This window comes from Arthrobacter sp. SO5, assembly GCF_020532805.1.
Taxonomy (GTDB): domain Bacteria; phylum Actinomycetota; class Actinomycetes; order Actinomycetales; family Micrococcaceae; genus Arthrobacter.
Genome location: NZ_MQTQ01000094.1, coordinates 437 through 13,539, shown reverse-complemented (window position 1 = coordinate 13,539; position 13,103 = coordinate 437). Strand labels below are relative to the sequence as shown.

Annotated in this window: 11 protein-coding genes; all 11 read right to left on the bottom strand. The window is 68.7% G+C overall.

The annotated features are described in order from the left end of the window. Positions 1 to 151: 151 nt before the first annotated feature. Positions 152 to 607 carry a DUF5956 family protein gene (locus BJG92_RS16760; protein ID WP_232085117.1) on the bottom strand — a complete coding sequence of 152 codons (456 nt, stop codon included), beginning with the start codon at positions 605 to 607 and terminating at the stop codon, positions 152 to 154. Positions 608 to 807: 200 nt separating this feature from the next. After that, on the bottom strand, positions 808 to 2,430 hold the full coding sequence (locus BJG92_RS16755) for an HNH endonuclease signature motif containing protein (protein WP_232085116.1): 1,623 nt from the start codon (positions 2,428 to 2,430) through the stop codon (positions 808 to 810). An 83-nt stretch (positions 2,431 to 2,513) separates the two neighbouring features. Beyond that, a complete protein-coding gene (xerD, locus tag BJG92_RS16750) occupies positions 2,514 to 3,596 on the bottom strand; it encodes a site-specific tyrosine recombinase XerD (RefSeq protein WP_374199820.1) in 1,083 nt (360 codons plus the stop codon). Beyond that, a complete protein-coding gene (locus tag BJG92_RS16745) occupies positions 3,596 to 4,258 on the bottom strand; it encodes an NUDIX hydrolase (protein WP_232085115.1) in 663 nt (220 codons plus the stop codon). Before BJG92_RS16745 ends, xerD begins: the two co-directional genes overlap by 1 nt. Before the next feature lie 27 nt (positions 4,259 to 4,285). After that, positions 4,286 to 6,094: a CTP synthase gene (locus BJG92_RS16740; protein ID WP_232085114.1), complete on the bottom strand. Its 1,809-nt coding sequence runs from the start codon at positions 6,092 to 6,094 to the stop codon at positions 4,286 to 4,288. Positions 6,095 to 6,172: 78 nt separating this feature from the next. After that, positions 6,173 to 7,912: a DNA repair protein RecN gene (gene recN, locus BJG92_RS16735; protein ID WP_232085113.1), complete on the bottom strand. Its 1,740-nt coding sequence runs from the start codon at positions 7,910 to 7,912 to the stop codon at positions 6,173 to 6,175. A 3-nt stretch (positions 7,913 to 7,915) separates the two neighbouring features. Continuing rightward, entirely contained in the window at positions 7,916 to 8,977 is a 1,062-nt protein-coding gene (locus BJG92_RS16730; RefSeq protein ID WP_232085112.1) for an NAD kinase, read from the bottom strand. A gap of 21 nt (positions 8,978 to 8,998) precedes the next feature. Beyond that, the gene (locus BJG92_RS16725; protein ID WP_232085111.1) at positions 8,999 to 9,811 is read right to left on the bottom strand and encodes a TlyA family RNA methyltransferase; all 813 of its coding nucleotides are present in this window, start codon (positions 9,809 to 9,811) and stop codon (positions 8,999 to 9,001) included. Continuing rightward, on the bottom strand, positions 9,808 to 10,104 hold the full coding sequence (locus BJG92_RS16720) for a hypothetical protein (protein WP_232085110.1): 297 nt from the start codon (positions 10,102 to 10,104) through the stop codon (positions 9,808 to 9,810). The genes BJG92_RS16725 and BJG92_RS16720 overlap by 4 nt, the downstream gene beginning before the upstream one ends. 10 nt (positions 10,105 to 10,114) lie before the next feature. Beyond that, positions 10,115 to 11,104: an HAD-IIA family hydrolase gene (locus BJG92_RS16715; protein ID WP_232085109.1), complete on the bottom strand. Its 990-nt coding sequence runs from the start codon at positions 11,102 to 11,104 to the stop codon at positions 10,115 to 10,117. A gap of 17 nt (positions 11,105 to 11,121) precedes the next feature. Then, a complete protein-coding gene (locus BJG92_RS16710; RefSeq protein WP_232085108.1) occupies positions 11,122 to 12,768 on the bottom strand; it encodes a tetratricopeptide repeat protein in 1,647 nt (548 codons plus the stop codon). Between the last annotated feature and the right edge of the window lie 335 nt (positions 12,769 to 13,103).

Genomic DNA, 13,103 nt, shown 5'->3' with positions numbered 1-13,103 from the left:
GGGTGATGGTCCCGCCATGCTGTGGGTTGCGAAGGACAATCCCCGGGCGGTGGCGTTCTATCGTCGCAACGGGTTCGAATTCGATGGTGCGGAGCAGACCGACCCGGCTCCGAAGATTGTCGACGCCCGCATGGTGAGATAGGGAACCATCTCAGCCGGAATACATTCGGGCCAAGGCCGCTCTTGCGGGGCCTTTCACCGTCAAAGGGTGCACCGTGTCGTCAGCGGACAACGCCGCAGTGGCAGCGGCCCACACCGCACCCCAGAACTCATCCTCTCCAACGGGGATGCACGAGGGACGACGGATGAACCAGTCATAGCCGCGGGGCCGGGGAGGAAGCTCGGCAGCCGCGAGGTAAGTTTCGATGTCGTCGTCAATAGATTGCAGGTCGGCCTTGGTCAACAAGAAGGACTGACTTCGTTCGCTGCCGTCCGCCCGCCTGTAGACGACGTTGCCGTGACGCTCGTGGTCAGCAATGGGGACGCGGACAAAGTTGCCCGGCCCGGCTACCCAGACGACCAGGGCGCCCCACCCGCTTTCTGTGGCCAGGATCCAGCCGTCAGGAGCCGCGGCACGTTCCGGGCAGCCCCACGGGTCGTTGTTCATACGGGACATTCTCTATCGCATGGGCAGATCAGGAAACCGAACACGAAACCCCCAGTGGACGCCAATGAGGTTTTAGGAATCATGTTGCAAGGCCAACGCAACATGCAACTTCGCCTGTGGACCGTCCCCCGCTGCGGGCCGGGGAAGATCCTTGCGGCTGGTAGGCCCGATTCTGGACTGGATCTTGTCCTAAGCAGCGATCAGGCACATTGAAGCAGGAGATCCTCCGGGAACGAGTCCTCGACGGTGGCCGGCCAGCCTGAGTCGTCCACTTCTGCGGCGGTGAATTGGTGCCAGCCCGGGAAGGGGTCCGAGGGCATGCCCAGCTCGGGATCACGACCGGGATCCGCGGGCAGTCCATCGTCCGCGCCTTCGTCCGTGGCCGGGACGTCGAGCGGCCAGTGGGGTGGTTCCCAGTCCTGGTGTTCGCTGGGGTAGTACCGTCCCGACGGCGAAGTCCACCCCGGCGGGTCGTCTTTGCTGGCCCCGGCCGGTGTCCAGGCGGAGCCGTGTTTCAGGCGGTGGTGTTTGGGGCAGGGCTGTCCCAGGTTGGCGATCCCGGTGGTGCCGCCTTCAGCCCACGCCAGGAGGTGGTCGGCCTCGTTGTCCAGCGTGGGGTTGTTGCAGCCGGGGAAAGGGCATTTGCCGTCGCGGAGCCGGAGCCATTGCCGCTGTGCCTTCGTCAGCCGGTAACTGCTCCGCCCGATCTCCAAGGGTGCCCCGTCGCGGGGGTCGGTCAGGACCCGGTAGAACGAGTCGGCGCCCTCGGCGATCAGGCGTCGGGCCATGGACGGCGGGATCGGCCCGTACCCGTCCAGCATCGCCGGTTCATCGGTGACGCCCAGCAGGGACATTACCGGGACGGTGACCAGGACCTGCGCCCGCGGCGACGGCACACCCCCGGCCAGGCCAGCCATCCCCGTCCCGCCGCCGGCCAACCCGCCGGCCAACCCGCCGGCGATCCGTCCCGGGGTCCCGACTCTTGTACCGGCCGCGGTCCCGTTGCCGGTCAGGAGCCAGGTCGCGGCGACGTCGGCGCGGAGCTGGGTCAGTGTCCGGGCCTCCTCCGGACCCTGCAGCGCCCGGGCCGCGGCGGTGGTCCGCTCCCAGATCCCCGCTGCGGCATCGGCCGGGAGGTAGGCGTTGAGCCAGGCCATGCCGTCCCGGTCCGGAACGAACTCGACCCGCCGGTCCGCGGCGCACCTGGTGTGGCGTGTCTCGATGCTGGCCGGGTGGTGGCGTTCCCGCCACGTGCGGGCCTTGGCACGGAACCGGCCCGGCACCAGCTCCCCGGCCGGGCAGCCACGGGCCGGGTCGGGTGCGGCCGGGTCCAGGAAGTGCGCCTCGAGTGCGGCCGCCCCGGCCCGGTCCAGGTTGTTGGTTTCGTCGACCATGATCCGGGCATGCTGCCACGAGACGGTCCCGGCCTGCAGGGCTCCCAGGGTCAGCGGCAGCGCCATCGAAAGTGTCTGGCAATCGGACAGGAAAGCACCCGCGGTCCGTTCGCTGACCGTCAGGACACACGCGACCTCGGCCACCACCGCCATCTCCCGGACGGTACATTCCTGCGGAGACGCCGCCGGGGACGCCAGCGCCGTGGCCGCACGCACATAATCCGCAGCCAGCCGCACCTTCAACGCCGCCACCCCGGCCTCCAGCCGGGCCACCCCGGCAAGCCCGTTCAAACAGGCATCCGCCAAATCCCGCAACGGATCAGCACCATCCAAGCCTGCCTCGCTTGAGGCCGAAAGGGCAGCAGCGGACGCGGCAACGGCCGCCACTGCCGCCCTGATCTCCGCGCTGAATGTAGCTCCGCGTTTCATAGCCCAAGCATATAAACGAGCACTGACAATTATTGATGGCCAGAGGCCGACTCAGCGCCGTCACCGCCGTCGAAACGGCCGCCTTAGCCCAGCGCCCTCGGGTGCGCTGCGGCGTAGATCTCGCGCAGGGTGTCCGCCGTGACGAGGGTGTAGACCTGCGTCGTGGTGACCGAAGCGTGGCCCAGAAGTTCCTGGACCACCCGGACGTCCGCCCCGCCTTCGAGCAGGTGCGTGGCGAAGGAGTGCCGCAGGGTGTGCGGCGAGACGGCCTTGGTGATGTTGGCTTTTTCCGCGGCGGTTTTGAGGATGGTCCAGGCGCTCTGCCGGCTGATCCGTCCGCCGCGCGCGTTCAGGAACAGCGCCGGAGTGCCCTTGCCCTTGGCGGCGAGGAGCGGACGGCCACGGACCAGGTATGCGTCGAGGGCGCGAACGCCAAAAGATCCCAGCGGGACCAGCCGTTCCTTGGAGCCCTTGCCGAACAACCGGACAATCGCCGGGCCCGCCGTCCCGCCCGCCCCGCCGGGCGACTCGGCCGACTCGGCCGACTCGGCCGACTCGGCCGACTCGACCGGCTCGGACGGCTCCAGGGAAATGTCGTCGACGTCGAGCCCCACGGCTTCGCTGATGCGGGCCCCGGTGGAATACAGGAACTCCAGCAGGGCACGGTCGCGCAGTCCCGTCGCCGTGTCGGCGCCCGCCGCCTCCAGAATCCGGGTGACCTCCTCGACACTGATGGCTTTGGGCAGCCGTTTGCCCGGCATCGGCGGGTGCACATCGCTGGCTGGGTCGGTGGGCGTGAGGCCTTCGAGCGCCCAGAACTTGTGCAGACCACGCACGGCCACGACGGTCCTGGCCGCCGAGCGGATGCCGAGCGCCGAGCCGCCGTCGGATCCGTCCGCCAGGGCCTGGACGAAGGCGGTGACGTCGTGCCGGGTGATCTCCACCGGGCGCTGGCGGCCGGCCCGGTCCAGGTGTTTGGCGTAGCGGGCCAAGTCCCGCCGGTAAGCGGAGAGGGTGTTGGCCGCGAGTCCCCGCTCGACGCCCATGTGCTGCAGGTAGTCCGTCATGGCGCGGTCAATCGCGGTGGGCGGCCTGACGGGGGCGGGGTTCTGCGCAGGTGCCGGCGGCTCCGTTGCCGGCGGTCCGGCGGTCAGCGTGTCCGTCATCAGCGCTGGCTGGGGTGCGCGGGCCACGGCGCGTCGGCCGGCCGGAGCCCCCGAAAATTCTCCGCGCGGGCGGCCGCGGCGGCCAGGATCCCGACGACGGCGGACGGGTTGTGGAGACGTCCCGCCAGCACCGCCGCCACGGCGGTGCCGAGCGGCATCCAGTGCAGCTCGATTTCGGCTTCCTCGTCCGTGCGTACGTGGCGTTCGTGGCCGGGCACGTCGCTCAGGTCACGGGCCAGGTAAATGCGGATCGCTTCACTGGAGGAGCCTGGGGAATTGAAGAAGTCGGCCAGCACATTCCACTCTCCGGCGATGAGATCTGCCTCTTCGGCGAGCTCGCGTGCCGCGCCGACGACGAAGTCCTCGCCTTCGACGTCGAGCAGCCCCGCCGGGATCTCCCAAAGATCCATGCCGACGGGGTGCCGGTACTGCTTGATCAGCAGCACCTCGCCGGCGTCGTTCATCGGGAGAACAGCAACGGCGCCGGGGTGGGCGATGTAGTCGCGGACCAGCGGGCCGGTTCCGTCGCTGAGCTGGAAGCTGTCGCTGACAACGTCCCAGATCCGGCCTTCGTAGACGGTCCGGGACGACAAAAGACGGCGCGGGCTCGGCGCATCCGAAACCTGCCGTGCAGCATGGGGGGTCTCGGAACTACCGGGCATCGCGCCGTCCTTTGATTCAGTTACTCGTTACTTTGACGCTACAGTCGGGGACTTGGCAGCGGCCGGAGCAGCCTTGGCCGTCCCTGAACTGGCGGTCCCTGAACTGGCTGTGCCGGCCGTGGCGGCCGTGAGGTCAGCGCCCTTCTGGTGCTCCAGGGCGGCCTTTACCAGCCCGGTGAAGAGAGCGTGCGGCCTGGTGGGCCGTGAACTGAGCTCCGGGTGAGCCTGCGTGGCCACGTAGTACGGGTGGACTTCGCGAGGAAGTTCCACGTACTCCACCAGCTTGCCGTCGGGCGACGTTCCGGAGAACACCAGACCCTTGGCGGCGATCTGGTCACGGTACTTGTTGTTGACCTCATAGCGGTGGCGGTGGCGTTCGCTGACCGTGGTGGTGCCGTACGTCTCGGCGATGACGGAACCCTCATCCAGCTTGGCCTCGTACAGTCCCAGGCGCATGGTGCCGCCGAGGTCTCCCTTGCCGTCAACGAAGTCCAGCTGCTCTTCCATCGTGGCAATGACCGGGTACTTGGAATCCGGCTCGAACTCGGACGAGGACGCGCCTTCCAGGCCGACCACGTTGCGGGCGTACTCGATGACCATGCACTGCAGGCCCAGGCACAGGCCCAGGACAGGCAGCGCGGTTTCCCGCGCATACTTCAGCGCGCCGAGCTTGCCTTCGAGGCCGCGGATGCCGAAGCCGCCCGGGACACAGATGGCGTCGACGCCGGCGAGGGCCTGGACGGCGCCGTCGTGGGTTTCGCATTCGTCCGAGGGAACCCAGCGGATCTTGACCTTGGTGTCGTTGGCGAAGCCGCCGGCACGCAGGGCCTCGGTCACGGAGAGGTAGGCATCCGGCAGGTCGATGTACTTCCCGACCAGGGCGATTTCAACTTCGTGCTTGGGGTTGTGGACCGCGTCGAGGAGCTTGTCCCAGCTGGTCCAGTCGACGTCCTTGAAGGGCAGGTCCAGGGCGCGGACGATGTAGGAATCCAGGCCCTGTGAGTGGAGCGTCTTGGGGATGTCGTAGATGCTCGGCGCATCCGGGCAGCCGATGACGGCGTCGATGTCGACGTCGCACATGCGGCCGATCTTGTCGAACATGGCCTGCGGGACCTCGCGGTCCGAGCGGATCACGATCGCCTCGGGCTGGATGCCGATGGAACGCAACGCGGCAACCGAGTGCTGCGTCGGCTTGGTCTTTAGTTCCTGCGACGGGCCGATGTACGGCACGAGGGAGACATGCAGGAAGAACACATTTCCGCGGCCGATGTCCTGGCGGACCTGGCGGGCGGATTCGAGGAACGGCTGCGACTCGATGTCGCCGACGGTGCCGCCGATTTCGGTGATGATCACGTCGGGAGCGTGCTTGCCCTCGGCGGGAAGCCGCATGCGCCGCTTGATCTCATCGGTGATGTGCGGGATGACCTGGACGGTGTCGCCCAGGTACTCGCCGCGGCGTTCCTTGGCGATGACCGTGGAGTAGACCTGGCCGGTCGTGACATTGGCCGAGCCTTCGAGGTTTTCATCGAGGAAGCGCTCGTAGTGGCCGATGTCGAGGTCCGTTTCGGCGCCGTCGTCAGTCACGAAGACTTCGCCGTGCTGGAAGGGGTTCATCGTGCCCGGATCCACATTCAGGTAAGGATCGAGCTTTTGCATTGTTACAGACAAGCCGCGTGCCCGCAGCAGGTGACCGAGGCTCGAAGCCGTCAGTCCCTTACCGAGCGAGGACGCCACACCACCGGTGACGAAGATGTGTTTGGTCGTCTTGGACGAGCCCGGAAACCGGGAATTTACACGGGAATTTGATCGCTGCACCACGGAGTTCGAGCCTATCATCAATTGAGGGTTTCACGGGTCTGGTTGCGGCAAGCCGCTGGGATCGCCATGCCGGTACGGGCCAGCCGTACCGGGCGCCTAGGCCTGTTGCGGCAGGAGCCTGGCGTCGGCAAGAAGCTCCTGCGCGTGCGCCCGGGCCGATTCGGAGTCCTCCTGGCCGGCCAGCATCCGGGCCAGCTCCCGGACGCGCTCCGCCTCATCGAGCAGCCGGACGTCACTGGAGGTGAAGCCTGTCGCCGTGGCCCCGTCAGCGCCCCGCACGGAGGTCTTGGTGACCCTGATGTGCTGGTCAGCGAAGGCAGCCACCTGGGGCAGGTGGGTGACGACGAGGACCTGGACGTGCCGGGCGAGCATCGCCAGGCGCCGGCCGATCTCGACGGCGGCCCGGCCACCGACGCCGGCGTCGACCTCGTCAAAGACGAATGTCGGGACGGGGTCGACGGCGGCGAGCACCACTTCAATGGCCAGCATCACCCGGGAAAGTTCGCCGCCTGAGGCGCCTTTGCCCAGCGGTCGTGCCGGGGCGCCGGAGTGCGGCTGCAGCAGGAACGAAATCTCGTCGGCGCCAAAGGGTCCCAGCTGCCCGCCGGACTCGACGTTGATGACCAGGGTGGCGTCGGCCATCGCCAAGGCCTTGAGTTCCGCGCTGACGCGGGCGGAGAGCTCCTTGGCGGCCTTCTTGCGCAGCTTGCTGATCGCGGCGGCCTGCTTGGTGAGCTCCGCCTCGGTGCGGGTGACTTCAACGTCCAGTGCCTCGATCCGGGTCGAGTCGTCCTGCAGTTCCAGAAACCGTGCCCGGGCCTCCTCAGCCCAGACCAGCACCTCGTCAATGCTCGGCGCGTACTTGCGCACAAGCTTTGCCAGCGTGCCGCGGCGGTCCTCGATCTCGGCGAGCCGTTCGGGGCCCTCCGTGTCCAGGGCGGCCTGATAGCTGGCGAGGTCGGAGGCGATGTCGTTGAGCAGGAAGCCGACCTCGGCTAGGCGGGCGGCCGCGGCTCCGAGTTCCTCGTCATGTTCGGCGACGTGTTCCAGGGTGCGTTTGGCGGCATCGACGAGGGCCGTGGCGTCAGCGTCCTCGCCAAAGTCCTCGGCGATGATGGCCTGGTGGGCTGTCGTGGCAGCGATCCGGAGTTCCTCGACATTGGCGAGCTTGACGGCCTCGGCCTTGAGCGATTCGTCTTCCCCGGGCTGCGGGTCCACGGCGTCGATCTCGGCGAGGGCCGCCTCCAGGGATTCGGCTTCCCGGAGCCGTTCCCGGGCGGCGCTGCGAAGCCCGTCCAGTTCGGTCTGGATGGATTTCCAGTGCCCGTGCAGCTCCTGGTAGCCGGCCAGGGTCCCGGCGAGGCTCTCCCCCGCGAATTTGTCCAGTGCGCCGCGCTGCGCGACCGGGCTTTTGAGCCGGATCTGGCCGGACTGGCCGTGGACCACCACCAGCGTTTCGCCGATCTCGGCGAGTACCCCGACCGGCGCGGCGCGTCCGCCGACGTACGCCCGGCTCCGGCCGTCGGCGCCGACGCTGCGGGCGAGCAGCAACTCTGCGCCGCCGTCGGCCTCCTCGACTTCGGCACCGGCCTCCCGGGCCCGCTCCACCGCCGGGTGGCCGGCGTCGAGCTTCACGGTGGCCTCAGCCGAGGCGCTCTTCGCGCCGCTGCGGACGGCTCCGGCGTCTGACCGCGCACCGAGCAGCAGCCCGACGGCGGTGACCACCATCGTTTTGCCGGCACCGGTTTCACCTGTCACGACGCTCAGTCCCGGGCCGAGCGGCAGCGTGGCGTCGGTGATGACGCCGAGGTCGCGGATTCTCAGTTCTTCAAGCATGGGTCACTTCACGGTCGTGGGATCGGCGGGGGGATCGATGGTGGCATCCGGGAGGGCGGGCAGACCGGTTTCCGGGCCAACATGCCGGGGCGCCGGGAGCGACGCGGCCTGCCTGAGGGTGCGGATCACCGGCACGGGGCCGGTGTGGATGGTTTGGGCCTCCGGCATGGGCCCGCGCCAGCCCTGGATGGGCAGCTCGAATTTGCGGACCAGGCGGCCGGAGAAGGGCGTCTGGTGTGTCCGGGCCAGCCGGACGGGCGTAGCCGAGCGGGTGACTTCCACTCGGGCCCCCGGCGGTAGATCCACCGACCGGCGGCCGTCGCACCAGAGCACGCCCTGGGCGTCAGTGCGGTTTAGGATCTCGACGGCGAGCCGTGAACGGGGCGAGACCACCAGCGGCTTCGCGAAGAGCGCGTGGGCGCTGATCGGCACAATCAGGAGCGCCTCGACCTCGGGCCACACGACGGGGCCGCCGGCGGAAAACGCGTAGGCCGTGGAGCCGGTGGGCGTGGCGAGGACCACGCCGTCGCAGCCGAAGGACGTCAGGGGGCGTTCGTCGACCTCTGTGACAACTTCGAGCATCCGTTCCCGGTTGCCCTTTTCGATCGCAGCCTCGTTGAGCGCCCAGGTATGCCAGATCTTCTGTCCCTTGACCCAGACCTGGACGTCGATGGTCATCCGCTCTTCGACGGTGTAGTCGCGGCTGGCGATCCACTCGACCGTTTGGGCGAGGTCGGCCCGCTCGCTTTCAGCGAGAAATCCGACGTGGCCCAGGTTGACGCCGAGCAGCGGCACATCGACCTCGCGCACGAGTTCCGCGGCGCGCAGGATGGTGCCGTCGCCGCCGAGCACCATGACGAGTTCGACGTCGGGCAGCTTGACGTGGTCATGCAGGACTTCGACGGGCTGGTCCAGGCGCCCGAAGAAGCGGACCATGTCGCCGAGCTCGGATTTCTGCATCACCGTGATGAGGCCGGAGGCATGGAGTAGGGCGCACGCCTCCCAGGCAGCCTTGAGGGATTCCTCACGGCCTGTGTGGGCAAGGATGAGGACACGCCTGCTCATCGGGTTCCGCCTTCTAGTGCTTTAGTGCTTGGGCCAGATCGTTCCGAGTAGCGCAGCAACGGCTGCGTCCCGCTCTTCGATCTTAGGCAGGTCTGTGCCAATCCCGCGCTTTGTCCACAGGAAGTACTCCACGTTTCCGTCCTGGCCGGGAAGCGGGCTGCTGGCGAGGCCTTCCAGTTCCAGGCCGGAGTCCAGCGCTTCGGCCGCCACCTTGGCCACGGCCAGGCGGCGCTCCCGCTCCGAGGTCACGACGCCGGAGCGGCCCAGCCGGTCCTTGCCGATCTCGAACTGCGGCTTGACCATCAGGACCAGGTCGCCGCCCCGCTCGGTGCAGGCGGCCAGGGGTGCCAGCACCAGGGTCAGCGAGATGAAGGACAGGTCCGCCACGGTCAGAGCCACCGGTCCGCCGATCTCATCCGGCGACATGTAGCGGACGTTGAGGCCCTCGTGGACGGCGACGCGGGGATCGTTGCGGATCACCGGGACCAGCTGGTCATGGCCGACGTCGACCGCCACCACATGCGCGGCGCCGCGCCGGAGCAGGACCTCGGTGAACCCGCCGGTGGAGGCGCCGGCATCCAGGCAGCGCTTGCCCCGGACCTCGATGGCGGGAAAGGCATCCAGGGCGCCGGCGAGCTTGTGCCCCGCGCGGCTGACATAGCTGTCTTCCCCGGTGGCCGCGACGTCCAGGGCCGTGTCGTCCCCGATCTGGAGGGAGGCCTTGGCCAGCACGTCGCCGCCCGATCTGACTTTGCCTTCGGCGATGAGGCGTGCCGCATGCGTTCGGGACCTCGCCAGCCCGCGGCCGACTAGGGCCTGGTCGAGCCGGCTCATTCGGCGGATCCTCCCGCCGCAACGTGTCCTGCGGTGCCTCGTGTGACGTCGTGGTTCAACGCGCCCATCAGTTCCTCGTGCAGGCCGGCGTAGACCTCGCCGTGATCGGCGACCGGAAGGTCCGGCAGCGCGCCGAGCCGGTCCATCAGGGCCCCGACGGCGGGATCCTGGCCGCCGACGTCGGGATCCTGGGCTGCGGCACTGCCCGGCAATGCCGGCCAGTCAATCCCGGAATCCGGGGTTTCCACGTCAGTATCACTGGCATGGTTCTTCGCGGGGTTCAACTCGGTCATGGGTTCCAGTCTAGTGATCCAGCCAGTCGATCACCGGTGCGAGGGCTGTGGGGGCGTCCGGATGGGCGGCCCACCAGGCCGCGCAGGCGGCACGCCACGAGTCGAGGTCGGCAGGATCGCCGCTGATCCGGACAGTTGGACCGTCCGCGACGGCGGAGGCGGCGCCGCAGCGGTACCGTCCGGCGTCGAGCTTCACCGCCGGGTAGGGCCGGTAGAGGTCCGTGAGGTCGCTGATGAGGTAGCGGGGACGTTCCATGGAGCGGGCGGCCAGGATCGATTCGCGTGTGTCGACGCCGGTCAGCACCGCCACCGTGGCGAATCCGGCGTTGTTGCCGCCCAGGATGTCGGTGTCGAGTCGGTCCCCGACGACCAGCGGCCGGTCCGCTGCCAGCCGCTTGGCGGCGGAGTGGAACAGGGGTGCCTCCGGTTTGCCCGCGACGAGCGGCCGCTGGCCGGTTGCCGCGGCTACGGCGGCGACCAGCGTGCCGTTGCCGGGAGCGATTCCGCGCGCCTGCGGAATGGACATGTCCGTATTGGTGGCCACCCAGAGGGCACCCCCGGCGACAGCATAGGAGGCTTCGGCGAGGTCCTTCCAGCCGAGGTCGGGGTGGAACCCCTGCACGACGGCGACCGGGTTCTCCGCTTCGCTGCCCACGGGGACCAGCCCGGCCAGCTCTATTTCGCGCGCCAGGGCGTCGCCGCCCGTGATCAGCACGCGGGAGCCTGCGGGCAGGAGGGAGGCCAGCAGTTCCCCGGCGGCCTGCGGGGAGCTGACCACCTGATGGTCCTCAGCCGGCGCCCCGAGGTCGCGCAGGTGCTGCGCGACCTCGGCTGGCGTCCGGGATGCGTTGTTGGTGACGTAGCCCAGTCCGACGCCGAATTCCGCGAGCCGGCGCAGCGATTCCACGGCGCCGGGAATGGCGTGCGGGCCCGCGTAGACGACGCCGTCGAGGTCCGCGAGCAGGGCGTCGAACGCCGAAATCAGGACAGGTCCGGGCATGCTCGGCCAGTCCTCCGCTAGTCCCCGGCGCGTTCCGGCTGGCCGGAGTCCGCGTCGTGGGAGAGCTCGTCGTGGGAGGGCTCGTCCTGGGAGGGCTCGAAAGAGTCGGCGGGGCCGGTCTCCCCTGTGTCGTCCCCTGAGTCGTGTCCTGAGAGCACTTCCGAGCGGTCCAGTACGTCCTTCTCGACGGAGTCCTCATCCGACTCGCTATCGTCGGACTCCCAGAAGTCGGATTCGGCGTCGTCGGACTCCGCGTCGTGACCGTTCTGGCCTTCCCCGGCTTCGGGCGTTTCCCGGAGCCCGGCGACGGCTTCGGCGCTGGCGGCACGCGGGGCCTTCTCGTCGGTGTCAGCAGCGGACTGCTGGGCCGACTGGTCGGCCAGGAGGCGGCGCTGCTGCTGTTCCTCCCGGGCTTCCTCTTCCTCGTCCCAGCCGAGGTCGATGATGTCCGGATCGTCTGAAACATCGAGGCCGAGGGCGTTTTCGGCGACGCCTGCCTGACGCTCCCACTTCTCCGCTTCGACCGCGCGGCCCACTGCGGCCAGGGCGGCGGCATAGGCGCGGAAGAGCCGGGGGCTGTAGGAGAAGGCCCGGTTGATGTCGAGCTGTGCGATTTCCAGCTCAGACACGGCGGCGTCGAGCTGGCCCAGATCTGTACGGGCGCCGGCAGCCACGATGGCGAGCTCTGCCTTGCCGGGGGCGTCGAGATCCTTGGCTTCTTCGGAGCGGGCCATGTCGAGGGCACGGTCCGGGCGGCCCAGGCCACGCTCGCAGTCGGCCATGACGGGCAGGTGCATGTTGGAACCACTGATCCGCCGGTAGGTGCGGAACTCCCGCAGGGCTTCGCCGTAGTGTCCGGCGGCATAGGCTGTCAGGCCGACGGCTTCGCGGACTGCCCCGAGTCGTCCGCCGCGGCGGCTGGCCGCGAGGGCATGCTGGAAGGCAAGTTCCGGCTCGTCGTCGATGAGCCGACCGGCCATCACCAGGTGGCGTGCAACCCATTCGGCGCTGTTCTCCTCGAGGGTCTTGATCTGGTGCTGCGTGGCGCGGTCGAGTTCCTTGCCGGTGACATCGTCATGGATCTGCGGTGAACGCTCGCGGTCGGGACGGTTGGCGCTGCGGAGGTCCCGCGCGTTCGGTACGCGGACCGGGCGGTCTTCGGCGCGGTCGCGGCCGAACTGGCGCGGGCCCGATTCCCCGCGATCAAAGCCGCGGGCCGGACGGTCATCACGGTCAAAACTGCGGGCCGGACGGTCATCACGGCTGCCGAACGGCTTCCGGTTCTCCGCACCGCCGTAGGGCGGCTTACGGTCGCCGCCACCACTGTAGCTACGACGCTCGCCGCCGCCTTCACGCGGGGCACGGTCACCGTACGGCTTACGATCACGATCTCCACCACCGCTGTAGGGCGGCTTACGGTCCCCGCCACCGCTGTAGCTACGACGCTCGCCGCCGCCTTCACGCGGGGCACGGTCACCGTAGGGCTTACGATCACCGGAGGAAGTTCGCGAACCTTCCGAACCCCGGTCGTCCCTGGCACGAAAGCCTCGGGGGTCGCCGCCGGAGTTGTTGGTGCCACGGAATCCTCCGCCGCCCGAGCTGCGTCCGCCGTCAGAGTTGCCGCGGTCCTTGCCGCTGCGGTTACCGTCGTTGTGCTCAGCCATGCTGGATTCCTCCTGTTGTGAGCTGACCACTGGCGCAATCGCAGCCGCTCTATTCCGTGTTTCGTTCCTACGCAACCCGAAATCAAGCGCTTCGAAGTCCGTACATCTGCATCAATTCTAGGCGAGTCCTCAGCGAGCGGCTAATGGTCCGGGGCCATTAGGCCCTGCCGGTGGCACGTCTCACAAGAAGACTCCGGCCACCGCCATCCGACGACGGTGCGGGCTCGTTCGCGCGGCGACGTGGGCCGGAAGTTCCCCCGGTGAGGGTGGCCGGCTGGCGGCAGCTGGCCGGGGGTCCTGTCCGTGCTGGTTCTGTTCGGCCCGGCGGCCTTGTT

Excerpts from the sequence above, each read along its gene's own strand:
- BJG92_RS16760 (WP_232085117.1), bottom strand. The coding sequence starts at position 607 with ATGAACAACGACCCGTGGGGCTGCCCGGAACGTGCCGCGGCTCCTGAC.
- BJG92_RS16755 (WP_232085116.1), bottom strand. The coding sequence starts at position 2,430 with ATGAAACGCGGAGCTACATTCAGCGCGGAGATCAGGGCGGCAGTGGCG.
- xerD (WP_374199820.1), bottom strand. The coding sequence starts at position 3,596 with ATGACGGACACGCTGACCGCCGGACCGCCGGCAACGGAGCCGCCGGCA.
- BJG92_RS16745 (WP_232085115.1), bottom strand. The coding sequence starts at position 4,258 with ATGCCCGGTAGTTCCGAGACCCCCCATGCTGCACGGCAGGTTTCGGAT.
- BJG92_RS16740 (WP_232085114.1), bottom strand. The coding sequence starts at position 6,094 with ATGATAGGCTCGAACTCCGTGGTGCAGCGATCAAATTCCCGTGTAAAT.
- recN (WP_232085113.1), bottom strand. The coding sequence starts at position 7,912 with ATGCTTGAAGAACTGAGAATCCGCGACCTCGGCGTCATCACCGACGCC.
- BJG92_RS16730 (WP_232085112.1), bottom strand. The coding sequence starts at position 8,977 with ATGAGCAGGCGTGTCCTCATCCTTGCCCACACAGGCCGTGAGGAATCC.
- BJG92_RS16725 (WP_232085111.1), bottom strand. The coding sequence starts at position 9,811 with ATGAGCCGGCTCGACCAGGCCCTAGTCGGCCGCGGGCTGGCGAGGTCC.
- BJG92_RS16720 (WP_232085110.1), bottom strand. The coding sequence starts at position 10,104 with ATGACCGAGTTGAACCCCGCGAAGAACCATGCCAGTGATACTGACGTG.
- BJG92_RS16715 (WP_232085109.1), bottom strand. The coding sequence starts at position 11,104 with ATGCCCGGACCTGTCCTGATTTCGGCGTTCGACGCCCTGCTCGCGGAC.
- BJG92_RS16710 (WP_232085108.1), bottom strand. The coding sequence starts at position 12,768 with ATGGCTGAGCACAACGACGGTAACCGCAGCGGCAAGGACCGCGGCAAC.